Genomic DNA, 24724 nt, shown 5'->3' with positions numbered 1-24724 from the left:
TTTTTATTTATTTAAAATATTGAATTAAATCTGGTACCTTTGATTTTGCATAACTAATTAGTTTTGGTTTTTTTATACTAGATTCGTTTTTTAATTCATTATAATGATCAGAAAGTGATTTTAATATGACAATAGATATGAAACCTAATAGATTTAAATCATTTTTTGAAATTATTCCCGTTCCACCATGTGATATTTTTGATCTTAAATTGTATAGATTTTTAAAATCCTTTATGAATTTGTTTCTATTTTTTTTGTTTTTGATTCCCTCAGGTCCTAAATAAATAACTGCAGTAGTTATAGCAATTTGTTCAGTGATGTGTTTTGATTTTATTTCTACTAATGATTCAATTCCCATCATGAAATTGGTTAATTTCTTTTCACTTTCTTGTTCCTTGATCCCATTTCCAATATGTTCATTTGCTTTCCATAAATCACTTTCAAAATTAGTTAGTGGTTCATTTTTTTTAATTTTCTTAGCAATTAGATTGATTATAGAAAAAAATGTTTTGTTTTCTTCAAGGTTCACAGTTCTGCTTAAATATTTTTCATTTAATAATGGCGGTTCATACTCGCCAAAGTGCACAATTATTTTTTTGTCTTTCGGTTTTATTACAATTGGAGAAGTGGGGAAATCTATTTCTGAATTTGCTAACTCAATTCTGTACGGTTGACCATAAACCATAATTTGTGTTGCATTTAAAATTCCGGAAATGATTCTTTTTGCAGCTAGAATTGCATAGTAGCCATCATCATTATCAGTACTATTATCAATTGATTTGATATTTAAAATCACAAAAGGTTTCGTTTTTGGGAATTCACGAGTTGATTCTTCCGTGAAACTTTGTATATTGTATTGTTCTTTAATTTGGTTAAATATCTTTTGTTGTTGACAGCTATTGTAAATCTTTAAAATTCCAAGATTTAATTCATCGTTTATTATATATATTCCAGATATAGGAAGTAAAACAATAAAAGTGGTTTTATCCTGATTTAAAAATGAATAAATTATGTCTTCTATATCTTCATTGCTAGTCTGTGGTTTATCAGTACTATCACTTTTTTCGATAAATTTAGTTTCAATATACTCAGTAAGCTTATGTTCCAGTCGTGGTTCAAAAAATATATTTTTATATTTTTCGTTTTTTACAATTTCTGAAAGCAAATTACTCATCTTGTCTCCTGAATATGAAAAATTGAATTTTCCATATAGGACATTAATAACTTCATCAGGATTTAAATTAATCGATTTAACAAAATCTTTAATTGCTTTATCTAAATTATCATTTTTTTTCTTCATTCTATACCTGCTCCAAGTTATTTTTGTATACGGTATAGCACTTTTATACAAAATAAAAAAGCCACATCACTGTGACTTTTTTATTCGACCATTAGTCGCTTACCATCTGTAGATAGCAGCCACGTTAGCGTTGTCCGGCATGTCCGCGGCTGGTAATACGGTAACATCACCGTCTAAGCCGAGAACCGTCAAGGCAAGGTCATTAAGTTGGTTAGCAGGACGGGCACCGTTTGAAGTTACGTCAACGTTTTCGCCGTTATCCTTGCTTTCTACGTAAGCATTTTCAGCAATCAACAAGTTGGCAACGCGGTCTTCAAGCGTAGCGGCTTTGATGTCATCAAAGTCAGCAGAAGCTTTCTTAGCACCGAGCATCTTGCTGTAAGTTTCTTTGGTAGCTTCTTCACCAACTTTAACGAATTGATCGTGAATTTGTTGAGCAATTTCTGCCACGTTTTCGCCAGCGTTTTTAACGGCAGCGTCGATTTCAACGGACTTGTCAGTTACCAAGTATGGGTTGTGCGAAGCCTTCTTGAACATACCAGCGTCTTCAGCGTTAGCAACTAAGACCAGTGGGTTGTGGTCAACGTCTGAGTAACGTTTTTGAACGTACTTATCAACTTGTTCGAAGTATTCGTGAGTATCCCATTCTGGACCGTTCGTCTTAGGATCCTTGATCGTGTTCGTTTCCGTCTTGTCACTGTCAAATGGATCAGCAGGAACGTTATCTGGGTCAGTAATGTCCAGGTTCTTAACCGAGTAAAGCTTGTATGAGTCACGTTGTAAGAACAACATGTCGAAGTTCGGCGTGAACTCTAATTGCTTAACGATTGGGAGTACTGGTAACTTGTCGCTTAACGAGAATTCTGGTTGTGGCGTGTAGTTTAAGTTGAAAGCCACAAGGGAGTCGTTAGTAACGTACAATACCACTCCGTTCGCGATGGAAGCGTTGGGTTTCAGACCCTTTAAGTAGTTTTTGATTTGGAAATCGTAAGCATTCCATAATTCTGGCTTGTAAGCCTTTTGAAAGGCATCCTTAGCTGATTTCACTAAACTATCCGTTTGGATTTGGTCGAGTCTAGTGTCGTCTTCCTTGGGGTTCAGGGGAATCGTAATGGTAACGATGGGACCTGATTGGGCTTCTAAGTCCAATAAGTTTTTGATTTTGCCTTTTTGATCGTGTCTTGCCATGAGTAACACCCTCCAATAATCTATTAATTCGCTTTCCATCTTACTCCAAATGGTGTTGTTTGAATAGAATTATCTTCCTTGAATTTTTTAGTTGGAACTGGGCGATTTAATTCGTAATTGTTGGTACTACTAAAAATAGGGAGAAAATAATTTGGAAAATGAACTTACTAAGCAAGGATTTGATTTTTAATGGATGGCGACCATGAAATTGTTATTTGTGGAGTTTTAAAACGCCTGAATATTCGTCCTTTTCATACTAATTATCAGGATTTAGTTCAAGAAGGGCGCTTGGCATTCGTAATCTGAAACGCTACTAATATATGTAGGGTTTGGCCAATCATTTACTACTATTAAAAACACAAAGGAGAATGAATTATGAAGAAAAGTTGGTTAAAAACGACCGCAACGTACACAATGGTAGGCGCAGTACACGAAAAAGGGATGCGACGTGGTTTTGCGAACCTTACTGATGATTTAACTGCTGACCAAGTGACGGAATTCGGGAAAATTTTAACAGAACTAACCGGAGATACTGTGGAAAAAGTTGTGTTGAATGACGTTAATGTAATTACAGCGTAAACAGGGGGATTTTACATGAAAATTTTAGAATTAGTATTTAAGACGGAACAACACAAGGTACGGACTTTACAATTGAACTATGCGAATCAGAACTTGGAAGCATCTAAAGTGGAAGATTTGATGAAGCGAATTTCGGCTTTGGAAATGTTTAAAAAGGATGGAATCAATTTGTATGCTACTCCTGTTGCTGCCAGATATGCGGAAAATAGTAAGTATCCAATTTTTGGTGAAATTAAAAAAGTTGCATAATAATTAATATAATTAAGCAATCCGCCTAGTCTAGGTGGATTGCTTTTTTGTTTAATTATCTAAATGAATGTAGATAATATGATGTAACTAAATTTATATTGTTTAATCCGAGTTTAATCTTAATAAGTCAAAGAATTGCGTATATATAATAATTATAAATATTACTAATATTTATTGCATTTTAACTTTTTATTTAATTAATTGAACGATACAATTGTATTATTAAATTATTTAAAATGAAGGGTATTTTAAATGGAGTATGAAAGTAAAGAATCAGTTCATAATAAAGCTTTAAAAATAAAAGGTAAGACACAAGGTGAATTAGCAAAAGAACTAAATTTAAAGGTTAATAGTAATAAAAACTTAATGGGTGATATTTTTGAAGCATGGTTTGGAAAGGAAAAAGATAATAAGAGCGAACCAGATTTAGGTGTTTCAGAATTAAAAGCAACCCCATTTAAAAAATTGAAGAGAAAGACTAATGGAAATCTTTATAGCTCTAAGGAACGATTAGTTTTAAATATTATTGACTATAATAAATTGGATAAAGAAAGCTTCGATAACAGTCATTTTCTGCATAAGAATAGAGTTTTAGAAATCGCATTTTATGAATATTTAGAAAATATTAGTCCTGATAATTTTGAATTCAAATATATCATCATGTATCAAATGCAAAAATCACCTAAAGATTTTGAAATTATAAAAAAAGATTGGGAGATAATCCAAGATTTTGTTCATAAAGGTAAAGCTGAGGAATTGAGTGAAAGTGCTACTAACTATTTGGCTGCTTGTACAAAGGGGGCAAATAAGAATTCAAAGCGGCAACAGCCTCATTCTAATCAGCCAGCTAAGCAAAGAGCTTTTTCGTTTAAAAATAAATTTATGACATACTTATTGAACGAAAAAGTTATAGGAAATAAACATGATGATGCTGTTATAAAAAATTCAATCGAGTTAAAAAATAATTCTCTTGAAGAAGTAATTGAGAAAAGATTTAAAAATTACGTTGGTTTAACTGATATTCAAATTGCCAAAAAATTAGATGTTAATTTGATAACAACAAAAAATAAGGCACCAAAAAACTTTCATAATATGATTGTTAGAGCCATATTAGGAATTAATAAAAATAATGGTAATTTAAATAACATTGAAGAATTTGAAAAATCGTCTATTATTCCTAAAACCATCCAGTTTGATAGTAAAGGGATAAATAAAGAAAGTATGTCATTGAATTATTTTAAGTTTTGTAATCTTGTTAATGAATATTGGGATGATGAAGATGAAATGGCAGTTGCTGACTTGAATATTTATTTATCTGAAAGTAAATTCCTGTTTATTGTTTTTCAAGAAGATGAAAATGGAAATAATATTTTAAAAGGAATTAAATTTTATACATTCCCGAAAGAATTAATCAATGGACCGATTAAGGAAGTTTGGGAAGATACTAAGAATAAAGTTAAAACTGGAGTTAAACTTTATTATGATGGAAATCATGTCCATAATAATTTTATAAAACAAAAGAATAATATGATTATTCATGTTCGTCCACATGCATCTACAAGTAGCTACGTAAATAGTTCATCATCATCAAGATTACCTACTCCTGCGCAGTGGACCAATAAGCCAGCAGATTTTGATGATAATTTCATGACCATTCAATCTTTTTGGATTAATAATACTTTTATTAGAAAAGTAGTTAAAAACCTAATATCTAAAAAAACAGATGCCTAAAAGCATCTGTTTTAATTTTCATTTAAATCAATCTTTTTAATTCCGTCACCAATTCGCTTAATGATGTTCGTAACTAATGCGTTGCCCATAAAAAACATTCTCATTCTATCTGCAACTTCAACTTTTTTACCATCTACGATTTTATATTTTGTCCAATCATCTGGGAATGATTGGAGCCTTTCTGCTTCAACTGGAGTTAATAACCGATATCTATTGTTTATTTTTAATAAATGAGTAGATCTATTAACGGAACCTTCAGAAGTAAGCATAGTTCTGCCGGGAAGATTTAAATCATCAGTTGGATTCATCCCACCTTCACTGTATGTGTATATATGTCCATCTGCTGTTTTTCTTTCTTTCCTTTTTGGTCCTCGTAGATATTTGAATTTTTTGAGTTTTTCTTCATTATTAATGTAAAATTTCTCGGGAACATCTTTTTCATTTTGGATGATATCTTTTAATGGAATCGGTTTCTCTGTTTCTAATGGCTTAGTATCTATTGAATAATAAATCCCATGACGCATAATCCCAGTGTTGAAAACTTTACCTGAAAAGTTATCAGAAGTATCTACTATATCACTAGGTAATTCATAAAAAACTTTTCTATTTTTATATGGCTTTTTTTCAATTGGGAATTCTTTAGCAAATAATCCACTTTTAAAAATGTACTCGTCATAAGTATCTTCATTTTTTAATAAATTTGTATTTTCAAATTCTTCATCGAGTTTTTTAGCATAATTCAAATCATTTCTAAAAATAAAGATATAGGTTCTTCTTCTTCTCTGTGCTTGTCCGTAATCGGCTGCATTTATTACTCGCCATTCAACTGAGTAATTTAATTTATTTAATGCTGTCAGCATAACTGCAAAGTCACGACCTCTTTGTTTTGCTGGTGCCTTTAGTAATCTATCTACATTTTCTAACAATAGGTACTTAGGCTTAATATCTTGAATGGCTCTAATTATTTGCCAAAATAGAACGCCCTTTTTTCCATTAATTCCTAACTCATTCTTAGTTGATCTAGCTACAGAATAGTCTTGACAAGGGAATCCCCCTACAATCATATCTGCATCCATAGATTTGAATTTTTCGTCACTAATATTATTAATATCTATCCCAATATTTTCTGAGTCAGGAAATCTATAGTTATATACCTCAAATGCATCTTGAGATTTTCTTGCAGGTTCAAATTGGTTTGACCATTTAGTTTGGAAATATTTTTTATCAGAATTCTCTAATCCAATTCTAAACCCTCCAACTCCAGCAAAAAGTTCTAAAACTTTAATTGATTTTTTAGACATTTTATCCCACCCTAAATATTTTTAATTTGTATCCCAGTTTTATTGTTAAATTAATTGTATATTAGTTTAAAAAAAAGATCAAATAATCCATTTATAAATACGTTAAACTTATTCATATTTACTAACTGAATTAAATATTTTACCATTTTTTTATTAAAAATTGTCGATATTCTATGTGTTTATTAATAATAAAATTATAATAATCAATTAATTTGGACAACGAAATGACGCAATAACCCTTTGGCTTTTTAATTGGATTGAAATCATGAACTAGTAATAACCTATTGTATGTTAAAACGACTAAATATTCGTGTCTTTAGTGGACAGCATCAGTAGTTAGTTCAAGATTGATGTTTATTAATTTTCATAAAAAATACTTATACAATCAAGATAACCAAAAACAAATGTTGAAATATATTTATTAGTTTGTGAAATGACAGTTGTTGTATATATTTTATAAACAACAATGCACCACCAATAAAATTTTGTTTAATTAATGATTATAAGGTATTTTTAGAAATATTTTGTATTACAAGTATGAAGATTAAGTTGAATCTAAATTTGTATCTAATTAATCAAGAACAACTATTGGTTTACTCGTTATAAGTAGAAAAAACTATATTAAACTTATTCAGTAAAATTATATTCGATTTTAATTAACACATTTATAATCCTAAGCTTTACTTATAATAGATATAAGGAATGGCTGATTAATTATCACTAAATTGAATTACATCTAGAGATTTTCAAATTTTATGTCTAATCTAATTATTGATTAAGATACTTAATTCGTTAATGTTTTAGTAGGTCTAACCAGATACATTATTGAAAAATTAGTACTAAATTTCAATAATGTAACTTATTAATAACTTGAAGTAAGTTACATTGATGACGTTTAGGATTAGTATTTAATATAGATTATCACAATGCCATACATTACAATTGAACTATGCGAATCAGGTTTTGGAAGCTGATAAGTAGCAAGATTTTATAAAGTTGATTTTTAATTTAGAAATGAATGCATTAATTTGTATTACACTTAATTTACGAAGCAATATGCGGAAAATAGTAAGTATCCTATTTTTGTAGATGTTAAACAAGTTGCAGTGACATTCATTAAAAAATACATTATATAGTTATTTTTTTGATATTATATAAAATAGGAGATAATTTATATGACTGATGCTAATTTTAAATATGCTGAAATAAGTGATATTAATAGAAGTATTTCTGAAATAGAAATTTTTTTGGCAATTTATAAAATACTAAAAAAGGATTTAAATAGAGAACAAAACAAGAAATTGGGTAAATGTTTATATTTTGCTTTTATTGACTTCTTAAATAAACAGCATTGTAAACCTAAAAAAGCATATTATAATAAAGATTCCTACTATAATCATTTGAAAAAATATAAAAAATATATAAATAAACATAATATAAACAGAAAGGCTAATATATCACCAAATAAACCAAAGAGAAATGGTGATTGTTGCTGGATTCATTTACATCATATAAATGAAGCACTTTTTTTAAATTTAGGTAGTCCAATTAGTATTTATAAAAAATATAGTCAATATAAAGCAAATGATTATAAAGATGAAGAAGCATGGATTTATTCCAATTTTTGGAATTATGATAATCATAAATCAGAAAATTTAGTGCGTTGTAACGTTTTAGAGCATGCTTTTTTGCATGCGATTATAATTATTGCATTTGATGTACCTAATTTTGATAAAAAAAATAATGGATATGAAAGTTTGAAAAAGAATGTAAAACATCTCTATTCAAGTGAAAGTAGATATTTATATACAGATTTTGTTTATAGAGATGGTTCAAACATTTATATTTATGAAAGAAGAATAACAGATATAATTAATGAATTGGATGGTTTGATAAAATAAAATCAATAATTTTTAAAAAGGATTTAATTAAATGGAAAATGATATAAAAAAAGATTTATTAGTTATTGGTAATGGATTTGATTTGAAATGTAAATTGGAAACTAGATTTTCTGATTATTTTGATTCGTTAGGGAATGATGAAATATTTACTAATTTGAAGAATATAGAATCATCGAATTCATTTTCATTAGTAATATTAAACAAATTAACAAATAAAATTAATATTGAGATGTATAGAAAAAATTTTAAAAAAGGAAGAGATTTATTTATTGATGGTGAGCGTAAACGCATGTTTTCTGATGCTTTAAGAATTTTTGATGAGTATGAAAAGATAAACAGTATTTCAAATAATTTATTAGAAGATAAGCTTTCTTTTTTTGATTTATATTTTAAATACATAAAAGTAGATAATATTGGTAAGAATTGGTCTGATGTAGAACAACGGATAAGTGACCTAATAACTAACGGAACTTTTAATAGAGTTTATAATCTCATTGATAAAATTAAAGAAAGTAAACAATATATTATAAATGAAGAAACACCTGGTGAACTATCTGAAGATGCACCTGAAGATGAATTTATTGCTCAAGTTTCTGATTTTGATAAATTAATAGATATGTCAGTTCATAAAGATATACAATTATTATGTGTCTTTTTTTTAATAAATATATTTGAATATCAAATTGAAAGTCATACACCTAATTATTTTATTAATTTTATGGTCAATCAACTTAATAAATTTGAGGATAATTTAGGTAAATATATTGAAAAAAAGTCCGAACGTAATGATTATTTAGTTAACTCTCAAAATTTACTTAAAAGTTTTGGAATTGCAAATAATTATAATGTTTTAAATTTTAACTATACTGATCCTTTTTCATCTAAAGATAGACATGTTGAAACAGTTAGTAACATTCATGGTAATACTGATAATCCTATTGTCGGTGTAGATGCATCAATCATTGAAAAAGCAAATAACAATAATGAGAGTTTAATTTTTAATCAATTCACAAAAACTTATCAAATTATGTCTAATACTGAAAAGCATAAAAAAGTTTTACCAAATCTAAAATCTATTGATACAATTTATTTTTATGGACATTCTTTAGCTGAAGCAGATTATTCTTATTTTCAGTCAATTTTTGATTACTATGATTTATACGGCTCTCAAATTAATTTAGTTTTTTATTATTCAGTTTATAATTCAAACAAAAAAGAACAAATTGTTAACCAAAACATTAATAACGTTTGGAATCTAATTAATGAGTACGGTGAATCAATGGAAAATGCAAAAGGTAAAAATTTATTGCATAAATTAAATTTGGAAAATCGAATTAAAATCAAGGCAGTATAGGTATAATCACATATAATAAAAAAATACTCACGAATCTAATTTCGTGGGTATTTTTTATATTATTCAATTCTACAAATATTTCTCATCTTCCTTCGGATCCTGCGACGTCAGAATCTTCGGGCCGTCTTCCGTAATCGCCAAGGTGTGTTCGTACTGGGCGGAGAGGGAACCATCTTCTGTGACGTAGTAGGTCCAGTCGTCCTTGTCATCGAAGCGGTCCTTGATCCGCCAGTCCCCGAGCGTCACCATCGGTTCAATCGTGATCGTCATTCCGGGCCGTAAGCGCAGACCACGACCTTTTTCTCCGTAGGCTGGGACGGCTGGTTCTTCGTGAATCGTGGGTTGGATTCCGTGGCCAATCAGTTCGCGGACGTCGCCCATGTGGTTTTCGTCTTCGACATAGTGTTCGATGGCGTAGCCAATGTCACCGAGCCGGTTACCGACCTGGGCTTGGTCGATGCCCTTGTACAGAGCTTCCTTGGTTACGTCCATCAGTTTTTGCGCTTCGGGACTAATCTTCCCGACCGCGTAGGTCCAGCAAGAGTCACTTTCAAAGCCGTCCTTGTTGACGCACATGTCGACCTTGACGATGTCTCCGGACTTCAGTTTTAAGCCCTTGCGGGGGATCCCGTGGGCGACCTCGTCGTTGATAGAGATACAGGTCCCAAACTTGTAGCCGTCAAAGCCCTTTTCGGACGGGGTGGCACCGTGGTCGGTGATGTATTTATCCGCGAATTCTTCGATTTCCCAGGTATCTAGTCCGGGTTTAATCAGTTTCTGGAGCCCCTTGTGGACACCTGCTAGGACGGCGCCTGATTCGGCCATTTTCTTAATTTCACGTTCTGATTTTAAGGTAATCAATGTTGTTCTCCTTTGGTGCTAGTGCAGTAGTGGTCCTGAGTCTTCATCGTCACTATACCACGAATCAGGTTGTTCGGGTCCTCACGACGTCGAGTGACCGCTTACTGCTGTTTTTTATTATTAATTGTGTTTTTGACGATCGGGAGCATTTTCTTGATGAAGCGTTTTTCCCGTTTACCACTGGTTAGGTAACTAACGAAGTAGTGGCCAGCGAAGAAGATGAGCAGGCTGACTACGATAAAGATCGCAATCCCGAGCCGGCCCAGGGCGAGCTTTTCGATGATTAGTTCGTACGTGGAGCAGACCCCGTTTAAGAAGCCGGCGTAGGATACGAAGTACCAAGCTAGCCCCTTGTTATAAAAGCTGTAGAAGCTTTGAAAGTCTTCCTTGTTGTTAATCAGATCATTGATCTGGGCCTTGCCCGCCGTGCGTTTAATCCGCCGGAACAAAAGGGGTGGGATCATCCATTCCAACAGGCTGGCGTTTTTGGGTTTGTGCCCCTTGATTTGGTACTTTGCAAACACGGAGTTGGACTCCATCAGTTCCATTTGGCCTTGGTAGAGGGGAAAGATGAAGAGGAGCCAATCCCCGATAAAGCCTAAAATTCCAATAACTACTTCCATGATTAATCTGACCTCCAAAATATTTGTCTCCTATCTATTAAATAATTAATCAGGCAAAAAATCAATTCTCGCCTGGTTCAGATGGTGGGAGACGAGCGAGCTGTGGTATGATGGTAACAGACATTTTTCGTCGAAAATAATGTAAAAGGTGATTTTTTGAAAAAAAAAATATTTAATAAATGGGACTTTGTGGTCCTGATCATTGGACTCGCGGCGGTGGTCCTGGGCTTTTGTTACGTCCACTACGGTACCTTTACGCCTAGTAAGATGCACAAGCCCCAACAGACACCCATCATGTTTGTGTCCGACCAGAACCGGACCTCTCAAGCCGCACGCCACTTGGTAACGACGGCGAGTCGCTCGGGAGGTTCCGTTGCGATGCACATCGACGTGCTGAGCGATGGTCAGATTAACTACTACCCGAATGGCAATTTAAAGGCCAAACAGCCGATTGTAGAGGTTAATTTCAGTGACCGGAGTAAGACCACTAAGGAACAATCAGCGGCCTTAAATCGCATTCTGCGCCATTTAAACCGCAAGTACCAGTACGAACAGTATGATGCGATTGGATTTGGCTCAGGGAGTCTCGCGGTCTTTACGAACGCGACGACCTACGGAATGAAGAAGAACCAGATGAAGTTAAATCACTTCGTGTCGGTTGCTGGTCCGTACCAAGGGGTGACTGTCAACGTTCCCCCAATGAAGCAGCAACCGGGTCAAACTGGCAACGGGAACCAACCGAACCAGGGCAAGCCCAACCAGGGTCATCCCGGTGGCCCGAATCCAGAGGTGCTCCGGCAACAAGCTCAGGAACGCCAGCAGGCGATTAACAGTCGCTACCCGTCCTATGCCGAGTTTAAACGGATGGCGAAGCACTTGGATCCGAATACCGAGGTCTTAAACATCTACGGGGTGATTGACAAGCGCACGAACTCCGACGGTCGGGTTTCGGCTGCTTCGGCAACGTCGTTGAAGCACCTCGTGCCCGCCAAAAACTACGAGTCACTCCGGTTAACCGGTCCGATGGCGGAACACTCCCAGATTTTAGATAATCAGGTATCCGAACGCATCATTAACCGCTTCTTATTTAACGAATAACCAAAAAAGCCTCCTGGCAGTTACCAGGGGGCTTTTTGCTTACCAAATTTGGACACGTTTTTCAGGGTCAAGGTACATGGCATCACTCGGTTGGATGTCAAAGGTGGTGTAGAAGTCGTCGAGGTTTTTCACCTGAACGGTGGCCCGCAGTGGACCGGGCGCATGGACGTCAATCGTCAGTAACAGTTGTTGGTACTCTGGCGTGGCCTTCATGCGCCAGATTCGGGCCCAGTTAGTGAAGAACTCGTAGAGATCTGCATCCGGTTCTTCCTTCGTGGCTGCTTCGGCACAACTGAGTCCCCCGGCGTCCGCGATGTTTTCGGAAACGGTGAGCTTCCCGTTCACTTTCCCACCGGCATACGGTAACCCGTCGAATTCGGCGATCATCTGCTGGGCGAGCTTGGTGAAGTGTTGGTGGTCGGCATCCGTCCACCAGTTGTTAAGATTCCCGTATTCATCAAAGAGCGACCCGTTGTTATCAAAGGCGTGCGAGATTTCGTGGGCAATCACGGCTCCAATCCCCCCGTAGTTAGCACTCGCCGACTGGTCGAGGCTGTAGAAGGGTGCTTGGAGGATCGCAGCTGGGAACACGATGATGTTTTTAAACGGATGGTAGTAAGCGTTCACCGTGTTAGCACTCATTTCCCACTTATCACGAGCGACCGGCTTGTTCCATTTGGAGAACAGGTCCTTTGTTTCGAGGTAGTCAAAGTGGAGCAGGTTGGCGAGTAAGCTGGCCTTTTCATTGACCTTGAACTGGTAGTAAATTGGATCAATGATGTCTGGATACCCAACTTGAATGCCGAGTCGTTTCAACTTCTTGATCGCCATGGCCTTCGTTTCGGCACTCAACCACTGGTTATCAGTGAGCCGTTGTTGGTAAATGCCGATCATTTTTTCGACCATGTGGTGGACGTCTGCCTTGGCTTCTGGTCCAAAGTAGCGTTTTCCGTAGTAGTCACCGACCACGTGCTTAAAGGTCCCAGAGGCGAGGTAGAAGGCCGCCTTTTCGGGTTTAACGGCTTCCTTTTTCCCGGATAGCGCGCGACTAAACTGACCGCCGACTTGCCGGAATTCTTCTGAGAGGGCACCGGCGAGACCGTTTACCGTTTTTACCAGCATCCAGGCTTTCAAGTTGGCGAAGTTGGCGTCTGTCAGGAGTTCGTTCAGGTGGGTAAAGTAGTCTGGTTCCGTTACGATGATTTTCTCCGGCACGGCGCCGACTAAGCCCCGGACGGTTTGTTGCAGGTCAACCGCGTTCGTACTGTCAGCTAGTTCGGCAGTCGTGTACGGGTTGTAGGTCTTACTGTAATCAGCGGATTCTTCGGCGGACTTTACGTGAGGGGCGATTTGGGCATCAAAGTCCTTGGCCGCCGCCACGAGTTCCTGGGCATCCGTCTCCGAGTAGCCCGCCATGGTCAGCAACTGTTCACTCATCTTGGTAAAGACGGGCATCAGTTGGGCGTAGGCCTGGTTGTCGGGTTCGTAGTAGGTTTTGTCCGGCAGGAAGAGCCCGGGACCACTCGCAAAGAGGGCGTTGACCTGGGCGTTCTTCATGTCGGCATCAATGTCGAAGCTAAACGGGGTCGGGTAGCCTTGCAATACGAGGTCTGCTAGTTGTTGGTTGAGATCGGCATAGTCGGCCAGTCCTTCGATCCGTTTTAAGCGCGGTCGTAGGGGAGTGGCCCCTTCTGTGTCGCGGCGGGCAAAGTCCATCGCCTGCCGATAGAACTTGACGTACTCACTCATTTCCGGGGTTGGGACGTCTAACTCGCCCTGTGCAAAGGCGTCGGAGTCGTGCATCAGGGTTTTGTCGATGTCATCGACCAGGTCCATGAAACCACCGACCGATGAGTGGTCAGCGGGAATCGTGGCTTGTTTAACCCAGGCGCCGTTGACGGCGTCGTAGAGGTTTGTTTTAATTTCCGCTTGGTTAACGGGGAAATCTGCTTGTGCCATTCTAATTCCTTCTTTCATTGGTTAGGTTACTGGCTATCTTACCAAAAAAAGCGGCGTTAAGGAAAACTTAACGTCCGCTTTTCTGATGATGGTGCTGTTACTTTTTCAAATCTTCGATCGAGTTTACGTTCTTCATGTACTTCGGAACGGCTAAGCCGACCCGAGCACCTGGACAGTTGGTTCCGACTACTTCGACCTTATCCTTGAACTTCGCGTACAGGGGGCCAGAAGTAACGGGCATCCAAGCGGCGGTCGTGACATCGGCTGATCCCCGCGCGATGGAGGACCATTCTGGTTGGGCTTCCATGGCGGTCATCGTAACCTTGTAACCCTTATCCCGCAGGATTTGGGCAGTGACGTTCGTCGAGGCAATCGCATCATCCCACGTTACGTAGGTCATGCGCACTTGCTTCCCGTTTCCGTCCGGAACGCCCGCCGTCCACTTGGCAACTTCCTTCGGGTGCTCCTTGATGAACTTCTTAGCCGTCTTTTGCGGATCCGCACCCTTAAAGTTGGCGTACATTACGTCACCCATCATGCTAGGATTCCACTTGAATTGCTGGAAGAACTTGTAAGCGCCGGGGTTATCCTTCTGGAAGCCCTTGCGAGCGACCGTATCGATCTGTTCGGACTTTCCGTAGATTCCCTTTGGATCCTTCAAGAACTTAATCGGGTACTTTTTGAACATCCAGTGTGGTTGCCAAGCGGTTACCACAATCGGTTGCTTGTAGCGAATTGATTTTTCCAACTGGCTACACATGGCTGCGGTCGAACTGGTTTGAAGCTGCCAGTCCTGTTGCTTTAAGCCGTAGCCTGAGAGCGCCTTTTGCGTGGAAGCCATGATTCCGGCCCCCGCGTCAATCCCAGTGATCGTCTTGTGGACTTGGGGTCCGACGCTTTCGTGGGGATTATACTTCTTCGGTGTCACACTACAAGCTGATAGTGTGATTGCCAGAATACCTAAACTGACGAGGCCGATGAAGCGTTTCATAGTTGATTTTTTCATCTGACCACTCTCTCCTTTACTCGTTGTGGGATTGGTTACTACCGCTAACCCCTTCGGATAAGCGGTCTAGGATAATGGCCAAGATCACGATGGCGATTCCGGCAGCAAATCCAGCTCCGGCATCGTTGCGACCAACGGCGAAGTAAACTAGAGAACCAAGTCCCAACGTTCCAATCATTGAGGCAATTACAACCATGGAAAGTGCCAACATCATTCCCTGGTTAATCCCGGAAATAATCGTAGTCCGGGCCAAGGGGAGTTCGACCTTAAACAGTTTTTGCCATGGGGTACAACCAAATGATACGGCGGCTTCGTTTAAGTCAGCCGGCACTTGTTGAATCCCGAGGCAGGTCGTACTAACAATCGGGGGCAGGGAGAAGATTACGGAAGCAACCACTCCGGGTACCATTCCGATTCCAAACAAGGCTACGGCTGGAATCAGGTACACGAAGGCAGGCATCGTCTGCATGAACGAGAGGATCGGACGAACGATCACGTTCACCGTGTGACTCTTGGCCATCCAGATTCCGAGCGGCACCCCAAACACGATGATGATTAAACTCGTTGCTAACACAAGGGTTAACGTTTGGGTCATGTCGTGCCAGTAACCCTGGTTCCAAATTAAGCCCAGCCCGAGGACTTCAAAGAGCATGAAGCCCCAGTGCTTCGTCTTGCGGAGGATAAACCAGGTTAACAGTAATACTAAAATAATAAAGAGCCAGGCGGGGAAGAGGTCTAAGACCCATTGGATGGCGTCTAAGATCGCACCAATCCCAGCCGTGAGGGCGTTGAAGAAGCCCGCGAATCCAGTTAACCAGTTAACAAAGGCGTTAATCCACTTTGCAATTGGTAAAACGGGCACGCCACTTAAAATTGCTAGAAAACTATTCATTAGTTGCGCCTCCTTCATCGTTACCATTTGAACCAGACATTGCTTCTAGAATGGTACTCCGTAGGATGATTCCTTCTAAGCGACCGTCCTTATCGACCACGGCGTATGGCAGTGGCGACTTGGAAATCTTGTTAAAGAGGTCGGCGATCGGAGTATCCGGACTAGTGGTTGGTAAGCCAGTCTTTAAGACCGTTGACATGTCCCGTTGTTGGTTTTCAATCAACTTAATCACGTCGTCAGCATCGATTAAACCGAGTAAGCGCTGGTCGTCATCAACCGCAAAGATACTGGAGATGTGGTCTTCCTTCATCCGCCGGAGGGCCAATTTTGGTCCGTCCTTTTCGATGTTGATCGTGTTGGGATGAATCATTACGTTTCCAGCGGTCAAGATCTTCGACCGGTCTACGTTTTGGATGAACTTCTTGACGTAGTCGTTCTTTGGATGCGTCAAGAGGTCTTCTGGTGTATCGATTTGTACGACGTCCCCGTTGTGCATCATCAAGATCCGGTCTCCGATTCGTAAGGCTTCGTTTAAATCGTGACTGATAAAGATGATGGTTTTGTGGAGTTTGTGTTGCAAGTCGATCAGTTCGTCCTGCATGTCGCGCCGGTTCAACGGATCCAAAGCGGAGAAGGCTTCGTCCATGAGGAGGATGTCCGGGTCATTCGTGATGGCCCGGGCTAAACCAACCCGTTGTTGCATCCCACCGGAAAGTTCGCTAGGTAGTTGGTGATCGTAACCCTTTAAACCAACCATTTCGAGCGATTCGTGGGCCTTAGTTTCTCGTTCTTCCTTAGCAACGCCCTGCACTTCTAGTCCGAAGGCCGCGTTTTCTAAGATGGTCCGGTCGGGTAAGAGGGCAAAATTTTGGAACACCATGCTCATCTTTTTCCGCCGTAATTCGAGCAACCCTTTTTTATCGAGTTGCATGATGTTTTCGCCATCAACGTAGATGGTTCCCAAAGTGGGTTCAATCAGCCGGTTAAACATCCGGAGCATGGTTGATTTACCCGAGCCAGAGAGTCCCATGATGACAAAAATTTCGTTGTCATTAATTGTAAAATTAGCGTTATCGACTCCGACCGTACTCCCGGTCTTGGCTAAGATTTCTTCTTTGGTTTTTCCTTCAGATAAAAGCTCTTGTGCTTTATTAATGTGTGGACCAAAGATTTTGGTCAAGTGATCAACTTTGATCTTTTCGTTATTTTCTGTCACAGAACTTCTCCTTTCTATTCGTGGGTCAAATTTAAGTAAAAAATAAAAAACCCTCTATCTAACATAACAAGTTCTTGTTTGGCTTGTCAAATAAATGGCAAGGCAAAACGGCGCGATAGGGGGATTTTATTAGTGTTTCACGGATAAAAATTGCTATAAATTACCAAAAAATTCGGATTTTGGAAAGGCTTACACGCTAGTTAGATAAAGTGATCGAGCATGATTCCAACAAAGTAGTGAATGAACATCGTGAGGATTCCGACGATCACGTTTCGGATGATGGCGATTTTCACCAGGCCGTTCCCAAGTTTGGCGCTGCAAAAGCCGGTGAGGGCCACCGCGATGATGACGGCGATGATCGTTCCACTCCATTTGAGCTCCTGGGGTAACAGGGTCATGGCGAGTAATGGGAGGGTGCCCCCCGCGGCAGCTGAGACCAGCGAGGAGGCCGCGGCCGACCAGGGATTCATGTACTTTCCAAGCTGGAGGTCATACTTAACGGAAACGAGCGTTTGTAAGGGATTCTTTTGTAACAGGTCGTCGGCAATTTCTTGGGCAGTAGTGGCGGAAATGCCCCGACTTTGGTAGTAGTCAATCACGTCCTGGCGTTGACCGGCGTAATCAGTCTTCAGCAGGTGTTGTTCTTCGGCCACGGCGGCTTCTTCGGTGTCACGCTGGGAACTAACGGAGGCGTACTCGCCGCCGGCCATCGAGAAGGCACAGGCGAGCAGGTCGGACAGCCCCGCGATGAAAATGGTAAAGGGGTTGGTAGTGGCCACGCCAACGGAGAACAGCACGCCAACGACGGTTAGAATGCCATCGTTGGAGCCGAGCACGCCGGCCCGCAGGTTATTTAACTTTTCGTCCATGGATTGCTTGGATTTTGCTTTTGCTGGGTGTTTCATGAGAGATTCCTCCTTTAGTAACGGTAACTTAGGCGACGAGTCCGACGAGGGCACCGATTAGGTAGGTGACGGACATGGTGACAACTCCTGAAATAACGTTGCGGAGCACGGACCGAGTCCGGTTCGCCTTGCTCAGGATGGCAGCCAGGTAGCCGGTGATGGCGAGGGCGATGATCACCGCACTAAAGGTGGTTAAGATGTGCCAGCGGGCGGGACCCACAAAGATCGAGATCAGGGGCAGTAAGGAGCCCAGCGGAAAGGAGATCAAGGAGGCGATAGCGGCCGCGTAGGGGCTTGTGAACTTGCTCGGGTCAAAGGAGTAGCGTTCTCGGACCACCGTGGTCAGCGGATCATCATTCATCATTTCGCTGGTTGCTTGGTTCGCGAGCTTCGCGTTCATTCCGGTTTGGCGGTATTTATGTTCTACGTAATCGAATTCGGCTTGGTAGTCCGTTTGCAGGGCGGTGCGCACGGTCGTAATGGCCTGGCGCTCCGAGTCTTTTTGGCTGTTGACGGAAACGTATTCGCCCATGGACATTGAGACGGTTCCGGCGAGCATCCCGGCCAGCCCGGAAATTAGGATTGCCCAGTTGCTGGTGGAAGCCCCGGCGACTCCGAGAACGATCCCGGCAATGGAGAGGATGCCATCGTTAGCGCCCATTACACTCGCTCTTAAAACGTTGATTTTTTGTGCAAGCGACATTTTTGCTTGGTTAGCCATAAATAAGTCAGTCCTTTTATAAAGTTTATAATTTTATAACAAATATATTGTAATTGATTAAGGTAGATTAGTAAAGGACCAAATTAAAAAAGCTCCCGAAGTTGGCTTCGGGAGCTTTGCTTAGTGTTTAAATTTGCTGGTAATGCGTTCGTTTTGTGGGTAGGGAACGATGTTTAACTTCCCGTTTTCAAACTGTCCTAGGTACACGTTTTTCAGCGTGATGTGTTGTTCGTTTAGGAGCTTGTTAACGTCATCGGTAGTTAACTTGAGGTGTTTCATGGTCGTCAGGTCAATTTGACCGTCGGTGATGATTGGGTAGTTCACGCTATCGTCACTGTAGGTGGTGGCCGTTAACTGACCGTTTTGTTCCAGCGTCGCGGTCTTCACGTTACTAATGTCGTTAATGCCATCGGTCCGGAGTTTAAACGACAGTTCGTTGGCGTTAATCCCGTTCTTTAGGGCGCGCCGGACGTTCACCTTTCCGTCTTGAATGAGGACCTGGGGCGTCCCGTTGACGATGCTATCGAGGATGTTACTCTGACTGGTAAGGAACTTAATCGTAAAGACGATTACCGACCAGATTAAGAGGATGGCGACGAATTGGAGTACCGTGATCTGCGAGTTGTAGATCACTCCACCAATGATACCCCCAAGAATGTAGTTTTGCAGTTGATCCAGGGCGTTGGACGGTGCGAGGTTTCCCTTCCCGGAGAGGTTGATTTGTAACACAATCATGATGAACCCGACGATGAACTTCAGGGCAATCGTGCCGTAATCGACGCCGTTGTTATCCCCGCCGCCGAATTTAAACTGCCCCTTAGTGATGTACTTCGGGTGACTAACGAGCCGGGTTTCTTTCATACTATAGTTGGTTTTATCGTTATTAAAGTTCAACACATAGAAGTGTTTGCCGACCTTGATGGTCATCCCATCGCTCAGCGCATTACTACTAGAGTAGACCTGGTTAATCGGGACGTGCTTTTGCTTGGCGATGCTCTTTAGGATCTGCACGGTCTGACCAGTTTGACTGTCACTACTGCGCTGTTCGCTGATCCGCCCCGCTTGCATCGCAATTACGAGGGCACCGACGAGCGACACCAGGATGAACAGGTTCCGGAACCGGAAGTCATTTTGGTTGCGGTAGTATATGTACCCAGTGATGAGAATAAAGGCGGCCACAAAGATAATGAGGCCGATATATAAGTAATTCACGACGCTAAAGTTGTGAATTAAGTATTGATAAGAATAAAGGTTCACGATTGTCACTCCTACAATTAAATTTTAAGTTCATTATACCGGACTTGAAGTGGAGTTAAAAGCACAAAAAAGACCATTGCAGGGCACAATGGTCTTTTTTTAATCTAAATTATTCAGCTTTAGCTTGGCATTCGGCACAGACTCCGTGAATTTCAACGTTCGTTACCTTCGGGTCAAAGCCGGTTTTTTTGGCAAGTTCCGTGAAGTGTTCGTTAATTTTATCGAAGTCTGGGTCATCAATGTCAAAAATCTTGTTGCACTGGTCGCAAGCAGCGTGCAAGTGCGGGTGATCGAAGAAATCATACCGGTACCCACCGTCAGAACTAGGCATTTCGATGATCAGGTTCAACTTCTTAAATAAACGTAGGTTGTTGTAAACCGTTGCCATACTTAGGTTAGGAAAGGTCTTTTCCAGGATGTGGAAAATGGTTTCCACTGACGGGTGTTCATCCGTTTCAATCATGTATTTCAAAATAATTTGCCGTTGAGGAGTGATGCGCACGTTATTCTCCTTTAAACGGTCCATTGCTTCTTCGTAACGTTTGTCAGTCATAGTGACGATACCTCTTTCTTAAAAATAAAAATAGCAAACCTCAAAAGTTAATTATATCATAATCACTAACTACATGGGATTTCAAGTGATAACAATTATAAATCATGGTGCTGGTGCCAAAAAGCCTGGAGTTGCTGTTGTAACTCGGATAGATTATGGACAAGGCGGTAGTGGTTCCAGGTCGCTGGGAACCAGGTCCGGTACCGAGCTTGGGCAAAGCGCTGGTCTAACAGCAAAACGACCCCATGATCCTGCATACTGCGCACGACCCGCCCGGCTGCTTGAAAGACGTGGTTCAGTCCCGGGAGTTGGTACGCAAATGCGAAGCCCTGGCCGTTTCGGGCTTCATAGTAAGCTTGAATCAAGTTGGTCTCCGGATTGAGTCCCGGCAGACCAACGCCAACGATTGCAACCCCAATCAGTTTGTCTCCGACTAAATCAATTCCTTCGGAAAAAAGTCCCCCCAACAAGGCAAAGCCGACCACGGGCTTTGTTGTCGGTTGTTGAAACGCAGCGAGAAACTGGTCCCGCTCGTCCGTGGTCATAGCAGCAGTTTGGACTGTGACCGGTTGGGTGGGGAATTGCTGACGATAGGCGGCGTAAATTTGCTCTAAGTAGGCATGGGATGGAGCAAAGATGAGGTAGTTACCCGGTCGACTAGTAACTAATTCGTGGATACTGGCTATAATTTTTGCTAAACTATTGGTTCTTTGATTATAAGTTGTATTAATGTAAGTTGCAATCAATATAGTTTGTGAATTAATCGGAAAAGGGGACGGAAGTTGATATTTCAGGGTTTCGGGATTATCACCTAAAACTTGTTGGTAGTAGTCTAAGGGCGAGAGGGTGGCGGAAAACAGAACGGCGCCCCGCCCGGCGTCTAATTGTTCACTAATGAACGGAGCGGCATCCAGACAAAAGAGGCGCACGGTGACGTGATGATCCTGCTGGAGCAGGCGGAACCGAAAATTGGAGCCAAAGAGTTCGGTGATTTTTAAATAGGTCGTGCAGGCAAAGAAAAACTGCAGGATTGGATCAAGCTTTGGTCCCGCGGGTTGCTGGGGAAGCCACTTGCGCAGTGCGGTGGTGAGTTGGGTCACGGCGTTCGTGAAGCCGTCGTCGAGGTCGACGTTGTCGGACTGGAGCTCTCCTGCGTCTAAGGCGGTTTGCAACCGGCGAAAGTGGCGCCGGAGGTTTTTAAACTTCAAGCGGACGGCATGATTAGGCTTATTTTCTGGAATTAGCGCTAGGGTATTTTCGAGGTCTACCGCGGATAAACTCGTGGAGTACATTTCGCGCGCCCGGTCGACCAGGTTATGGGCTTCATCCACCAAAAAGAACTGGCGGTCGTTGGTAGCCGCAAAGAAACGTTGTAACCGGACGACGGGATCAAACAGGTAGTTATAGTCGCCGATGATGACGTCACAGAACAGGCTGACGTCTAACGAAAACTCAAAGGGATCCAGTATGTATTTCCGTGCGTAGGTTTGAATCAGGTCGGGGGTCAGGTGCCGCTGTTCGGTCAAAATCGCTTTGAGAGCGGGTTTTAACCGGTCGTAGTACCCCAGAAAGTAGGGATTTTCCTCGGGGGTTAACGTTTGTTCCTCGGGGAACTGGATCTGCTCCTTAGCGGTGAGCGTGATGCTTTTTACTCGGAGCCCATGCTGGCGTAACTGATCCAGGGCGGCTTCGGCAACCCGCCTAGTACTCTGTTTGGCGGTTAAGTAGAAAATGCGTTCCAGCGGGGTTGTGGCGAAGGCCTTGATGGCTGGAAACAGGGTGGAAATGGTTTTCCCGGTCCCGGTGGGTGCTTCTGCGAGGAGCTGCTTTCCCCGCACCGCGGATTTGTAGACGGCGGCCGCCAGTTCCCGCTGGCCGGCTCGGTAGGCCGGGAAGGGGAACGTGAGGGTTTGAGCAGACTGCAGGCGCTCGCTGGCCAGCTGTTGTTGGAGTTTGCGCCACTCTGCGTATTCTTGAACAATGGAAGTTAAGAAGTCGAGCGCCGCATCCCGCTCAATCGTTTGCTCAGTTTGAGTAATGATTTCATCGGGAGTTTGGACGTAGGTTAACTTCATGGTGACCTGAGTCAGTTGGGGTTGTTCGCGCATTAATAACGCCGCATAGAGCTTTACCTGCCCCCAGTACAGGGTGAGTTGGTTCGCGGGAAGCTGGTTGAACTCGACGTCTGATGATTTGATTTCCTCTAACTCGGCACTGGTTTCATGAAGAATGGCCCCATCGGCGCGCCCGTGAATCAGTAACGGTTCGCCCGCGCACTCCACTTCGGTTTGCAACGCATACTCCGCCTGGTAGGACTGCGATCGCTTGCGTTGGAGGCGCTGGTGAATCCTAGTTCCGGCCTGGGGCGTGTTAAAACTACTCAACGCACTGTTTAAATCGCCACTGCGCAGGATAAATCCTACGAGTTCACGCACCCCCACCTTTTGCATGGTTGCCCCTCCTTTGGTCCAGAAAAAAAGCAACGATTGCTATGGGCTAGCAAGTTGCTTAACGTCAGGTTGCAATTATTCCTTAATCCAGCGGTTTAACTGGTCTTGATGATGTCCCAAGTACCGAACGGCTTCGTCAATCAGCGCCTGTTGTTCAGCGGCACTGTCCTCTGGTTCAATGTGGTAGTAGTCACAGATGAACCCCTGGGCGATGTTTTGGTAGCGTTCCTTGCGACCGTAGCCATCGTCTTTGAACAGCTGATCTAGGCCCGTTACGTCTGATTGGGCCGCTTGGTAAAGCTCAGCGGCTAGGTCAGCGTTGGCGGGGAGAATTGATTTCGCGTACGTGATTAGGAATTCGTTCATATCAGTTACAATTTTTTCGCGTTCTTGCCGTTCCAGTTTCTTTTTCGACATTAAAAATCACCTCAACTTTAATTGTAAAGCAAAAACGGGGTTAGTCATACCATTAATGTTTAAAACGAATCAATCTTTGATAATTTTTAAAAGTTAGGCCGGCAATAATGTCTGAGGGCTAATGTTGGTTGCTTCTGGAATATGATAAGATTGGTGGAGATGATTGCGAATAGGAGTATGTAGTTGAAATGAAAAAAATTTTAGCAATCCACACTGGTGGAACGATTTCCATGTCCTTAAATGACCAAGGGGGCGTGGTGCAAAACGAACAGAATCCGCTTGATAATAATGAAGGATTAGGGTTGACGGGGATCGAAGTCGAAACGGATGAACTGTTGAACCTGCCGTCGCCACACATGACCCCCAGCGCCATGTTAAAGATTAAAAACCGAATTCAACAAGCAGCGGCCGCGGGAATTGATGGGGTCGTAGTGACTCACGGAACCGATACCCTCGAAGAAACGGCCTACTTTTTGGATCTGACGTTACCCAACACGATTCCGGTGGTGGTGACGGGGGCAATGCGCTCTTCCAATGAAATTGGAGCCGATGGGGTCTTTAACTTTAAGAGTGCCGTGGAGGTCGCAGCTGCCGATGCCGCCCAGAACAAGGGAGTGTTAGTGGTCTTTAATACCGGGATTTATTCGGCCCGGTACGTGACAAAGACCCACACGACGAGCGTCGACACCTTTAAAGATCCGATTTATGGGACGCTGGGGACAGTCGACCATGACCAAGTGATTTTTGCCCAACAATTAATTGGAAGCGAGTATACTGAGATTGACCATGTTGTCGAAGGGGTTTACCTGGTAAAAGCCTACGCGGGCATGACGGGCGAGCTCTTTGACGCCATTAACGCGGCCAAGCCGCGGGGCGTGGTGATTGAAGCAATGGGAGCGGGGAATCTGCCCGCAGTGACGCTTCCCGCTGTACAACGTCTGCTAGATCAGCAGGTGCCGGTCGTACTTGTGTCCCGCTGTTTTAGTGGCTATGCCCAACCAATCTACGCCTATCCCGGCGGGGGCATTGAGTTACAGTCCATGGGAATCGTGTTTTGTGAACAACTCAACGGTCCCAAAGCCCGGATGAAGCTGATTGTAGGCTTGAGCTGTGGCAAATCCGGCCGCACCCTAGCGGAGTACATGGCCAATGCACTTTCGTAG

At 41.7% G+C, this 24724-nt stretch carries 22 protein-coding genes; 7 read left to right on the top strand and 15 right to left on the bottom strand.

Annotation, left to right across the window (positions count from 1 at the left end; translation table 11 throughout):
- Positions 1-7: 7 nt before the first annotated feature.
- Both M3M35_RS03705 and M3M35_RS03700 read right to left on the bottom strand, forming a co-directional pair.
- Positions 8-1300 (bottom strand): HEPN domain-containing protein, encoded by a 1293-nt coding sequence (locus M3M35_RS03705; RefSeq protein WP_252750643.1) that lies wholly within the window; start codon positions 1298-1300, stop codon positions 8-10.
- A gap of 99 nt (positions 1301-1399) precedes the next feature.
- Positions 1400-2488, bottom strand: coding sequence for a baeRF3 domain-containing protein (locus M3M35_RS03700; RefSeq protein WP_252750642.1), 1089 nt, complete (start codon positions 2486-2488; stop codon positions 1400-1402).
- Between the two features lie 375 nt (positions 2489-2863).
- On the opposite strand from M3M35_RS03700, the gene M3M35_RS03695 reads away from it, so the two are divergent.
- The 3 genes from M3M35_RS03695 to M3M35_RS03685 all read left to right on the top strand — a co-directional run bounded on the left by M3M35_RS03695 (position 2864) and on the right by M3M35_RS03685 (position 5047).
- Positions 2864-3067 (top strand): DUF1659 domain-containing protein, encoded by a 204-nt coding sequence (locus M3M35_RS03695; protein WP_252750641.1) that lies wholly within the window; start codon positions 2864-2866, stop codon positions 3065-3067.
- 15 nt (positions 3068-3082) lie between these two features.
- Complete coding sequence (locus M3M35_RS03690; RefSeq protein ID WP_252750640.1) at positions 3083-3316, top strand: DUF2922 domain-containing protein; 234 nt, start codon at positions 3083-3085, stop codon at positions 3314-3316.
- 252 nt (positions 3317-3568) lie between these two features.
- Entirely contained in the window at positions 3569-5047 is a 1479-nt protein-coding gene (locus M3M35_RS03685) for a Sau3AI family type II restriction endonuclease (RefSeq protein ID WP_252750639.1), read from the top strand.
- Between the two features lie 11 nt (positions 5048-5058).
- Here M3M35_RS03685 and dcm read toward each other — a convergent pair whose 3' ends face one another.
- Positions 5059-6333, bottom strand: a complete 1275-nt coding sequence (gene dcm / locus M3M35_RS03680) for a DNA (cytosine-5-)-methyltransferase (protein WP_252750689.1) — start codon at positions 6331-6333, stop codon at positions 5059-5061.
- 1190 nt (positions 6334-7523) lie between these two features.
- Between dcm and M3M35_RS03675 the strand changes: the two genes are divergently transcribed.
- Both M3M35_RS03675 and M3M35_RS03670 read left to right on the top strand, forming a co-directional pair.
- On the top strand, positions 7524-8249 hold the full coding sequence (locus tag M3M35_RS03675) for a hypothetical protein (RefSeq protein ID WP_252750638.1): 726 nt from the start codon (positions 7524-7526) through the stop codon (positions 8247-8249).
- 31 nt (positions 8250-8280) lie between these two features.
- The gene (locus tag M3M35_RS03670) at positions 8281-9603 is read left to right on the top strand and encodes an AbiH family protein (RefSeq protein WP_252750637.1); all 1323 of its coding nucleotides are present in this window, start codon (positions 8281-8283) and stop codon (positions 9601-9603) included.
- 69 nt (positions 9604-9672) lie between these two features.
- On the opposite strand, the gene map is transcribed toward M3M35_RS03670, so the two are convergent.
- Positions 9673-10464 (bottom strand): type I methionyl aminopeptidase, encoded by a 792-nt coding sequence (gene map, locus M3M35_RS03665; protein WP_252750636.1) that lies wholly within the window; start codon positions 10462-10464, stop codon positions 9673-9675.
- A gap of 101 nt (positions 10465-10565) precedes the next feature.
- On the bottom strand, positions 10566-11087 hold the full coding sequence (locus tag M3M35_RS03660; RefSeq protein ID WP_252750635.1) for a hypothetical protein: 522 nt from the start codon (positions 11085-11087) through the stop codon (positions 10566-10568).
- Between the two features lie 156 nt (positions 11088-11243).
- On the opposite strand from M3M35_RS03660, the gene M3M35_RS03655 reads away from it, so the two are divergent.
- Positions 11244-12185: an alpha/beta hydrolase gene (locus tag M3M35_RS03655; protein WP_252750634.1), complete on the top strand. Its 942-nt coding sequence runs from the start codon at positions 11244-11246 to the stop codon at positions 12183-12185.
- A gap of 39 nt (positions 12186-12224) precedes the next feature.
- On the opposite strand, the gene M3M35_RS03650 is transcribed toward M3M35_RS03655, so the two are convergent.
- From M3M35_RS03650 to M3M35_RS03605, 10 genes are all read right to left on the bottom strand, one after another.
- A complete protein-coding gene (locus M3M35_RS03650; RefSeq protein ID WP_252750633.1) occupies positions 12225-14144 on the bottom strand; it encodes a M13 family metallopeptidase in 1920 nt (639 codons plus the stop codon).
- Between the two features lie 97 nt (positions 14145-14241).
- Positions 14242-15150, bottom strand: coding sequence for a glycine betaine ABC transporter substrate-binding protein (locus tag M3M35_RS03645; protein WP_420842391.1), 909 nt, complete (start codon positions 15148-15150; stop codon positions 14242-14244).
- A gap of 16 nt (positions 15151-15166) precedes the next feature.
- The gene (locus M3M35_RS03640) at positions 15167-16042 is read right to left on the bottom strand and encodes an ABC transporter permease (RefSeq protein ID WP_252750632.1); all 876 of its coding nucleotides are present in this window, start codon (positions 16040-16042) and stop codon (positions 15167-15169) included.
- Positions 16035-17258 (bottom strand): quaternary amine ABC transporter ATP-binding protein, encoded by a 1224-nt coding sequence (locus M3M35_RS03635; protein ID WP_252750631.1) that lies wholly within the window; start codon positions 17256-17258, stop codon positions 16035-16037. The genes M3M35_RS03640 and M3M35_RS03635 overlap by 8 nt, the downstream gene beginning before the upstream one ends.
- A gap of 200 nt (positions 17259-17458) precedes the next feature.
- Complete coding sequence (locus tag M3M35_RS03630; RefSeq protein ID WP_252750630.1) at positions 17459-18163, bottom strand: VIT1/CCC1 transporter family protein; 705 nt, start codon at positions 18161-18163, stop codon at positions 17459-17461.
- A 28-nt stretch (positions 18164-18191) separates the two neighbouring features.
- Positions 18192-18884: a VIT1/CCC1 transporter family protein gene (locus tag M3M35_RS03625; protein WP_252750629.1), complete on the bottom strand. Its 693-nt coding sequence runs from the start codon at positions 18882-18884 to the stop codon at positions 18192-18194.
- Positions 18885-19004: 120 nt separating this feature from the next.
- Positions 19005-20141: a DUF3290 family protein gene (locus M3M35_RS03620; protein WP_274706361.1), complete on the bottom strand. Its 1137-nt coding sequence runs from the start codon at positions 20139-20141 to the stop codon at positions 19005-19007.
- 109 nt (positions 20142-20250) lie between these two features.
- Complete coding sequence (locus tag M3M35_RS03615) at positions 20251-20694, bottom strand: Fur family transcriptional regulator (RefSeq protein WP_252750627.1); 444 nt, start codon at positions 20692-20694, stop codon at positions 20251-20253.
- A gap of 95 nt (positions 20695-20789) precedes the next feature.
- Entirely contained in the window at positions 20790-23144 is a 2355-nt protein-coding gene (locus M3M35_RS03610) for an ATP-dependent DNA helicase (RefSeq protein ID WP_252750626.1), read from the bottom strand.
- A gap of 75 nt (positions 23145-23219) precedes the next feature.
- On the bottom strand, positions 23220-23561 hold the full coding sequence (locus tag M3M35_RS03605; protein ID WP_252750625.1) for a hypothetical protein: 342 nt from the start codon (positions 23559-23561) through the stop codon (positions 23220-23222).
- A gap of 188 nt (positions 23562-23749) precedes the next feature.
- On the opposite strand from M3M35_RS03605, the gene M3M35_RS03600 reads away from it, so the two are divergent.
- Positions 23750-24724 (top strand): asparaginase, encoded by a 975-nt coding sequence (locus tag M3M35_RS03600; RefSeq protein ID WP_252750624.1) that lies wholly within the window; start codon positions 23750-23752, stop codon positions 24722-24724.

Origin of the sequence: Fructilactobacillus myrtifloralis (assembly GCF_024029335.1) — a bacterium.
In the GTDB taxonomy this organism is placed as follows: Bacteria; Bacillota; Bacilli; order Lactobacillales; family Lactobacillaceae; genus Fructilactobacillus; species Fructilactobacillus myrtifloralis.
This window is presented reverse-complemented; position numbering and strand designations above follow the sequence as displayed.

What these genes read in the sequence shown, in the direction of transcription:
- M3M35_RS03670 (WP_252750637.1), top strand. Translation starts at nt 8,281, where the DNA reads ATGGAAAATGATATAAAAAAAGATTTATTAGTTATTGGTAATGGATTT.
- M3M35_RS03645 (WP_420842391.1), bottom strand. Translation starts at nt 15,150, where the DNA reads ATGAAAAAATCAACTATGAAACGCTTCATCGGCCTCGTCAGTTTAGGT.
- M3M35_RS03660 (WP_252750635.1), bottom strand. Translation starts at nt 11,087, where the DNA reads ATGGAAGTAGTTATTGGAATTTTAGGCTTTATCGGGGATTGGCTCCTC.
- M3M35_RS03605 (WP_252750625.1), bottom strand. Translation starts at nt 23,561, where the DNA reads ATGTCGAAAAAGAAACTGGAACGGCAAGAACGCGAAAAAATTGTAACT.
- M3M35_RS03705 (WP_252750643.1), bottom strand. Translation starts at nt 1,300, where the DNA reads ATGAAGAAAAAAAATGATAATTTAGATAAAGCAATTAAAGATTTTGTT.
- M3M35_RS03600 (WP_252750624.1), top strand. Translation starts at nt 23,750, where the DNA reads ATGAAAAAAATTTTAGCAATCCACACTGGTGGAACGATTTCCATGTCC.
- M3M35_RS03675 (WP_252750638.1), top strand. Translation starts at nt 7,524, where the DNA reads ATGACTGATGCTAATTTTAAATATGCTGAAATAAGTGATATTAATAGA.
- M3M35_RS03690 (WP_252750640.1), top strand. Translation starts at nt 3,083, where the DNA reads ATGAAAATTTTAGAATTAGTATTTAAGACGGAACAACACAAGGTACGG.
- M3M35_RS03685 (WP_252750639.1), top strand. Translation starts at nt 3,569, where the DNA reads ATGGAGTATGAAAGTAAAGAATCAGTTCATAATAAAGCTTTAAAAATA.
- M3M35_RS03640 (WP_252750632.1), bottom strand. Translation starts at nt 16,042, where the DNA reads ATGAATAGTTTTCTAGCAATTTTAAGTGGCGTGCCCGTTTTACCAATT.
- M3M35_RS03610 (WP_252750626.1), bottom strand. Translation starts at nt 23,144, where the DNA reads ATGCAAAAGGTGGGGGTGCGTGAACTCGTAGGATTTATCCTGCGCAGT.
- M3M35_RS03615 (WP_252750627.1), bottom strand. Translation starts at nt 20,694, where the DNA reads ATGACTGACAAACGTTACGAAGAAGCAATGGACCGTTTAAAGGAGAAT.
- M3M35_RS03650 (WP_252750633.1), bottom strand. Translation starts at nt 14,144, where the DNA reads ATGGCACAAGCAGATTTCCCCGTTAACCAAGCGGAAATTAAAACAAAC.
- M3M35_RS03700 (WP_252750642.1), bottom strand. Translation starts at nt 2,488, where the DNA reads ATGGCAAGACACGATCAAAAAGGCAAAATCAAAAACTTATTGGACTTA.
- M3M35_RS03630 (WP_252750630.1), bottom strand. Translation starts at nt 18,163, where the DNA reads ATGAAACACCCAGCAAAAGCAAAATCCAAGCAATCCATGGACGAAAAG.
- M3M35_RS03625 (WP_252750629.1), bottom strand. Translation starts at nt 18,884, where the DNA reads ATGGCTAACCAAGCAAAAATGTCGCTTGCACAAAAAATCAACGTTTTA.
- M3M35_RS03695 (WP_252750641.1), top strand. Translation starts at nt 2,864, where the DNA reads ATGAAGAAAAGTTGGTTAAAAACGACCGCAACGTACACAATGGTAGGC.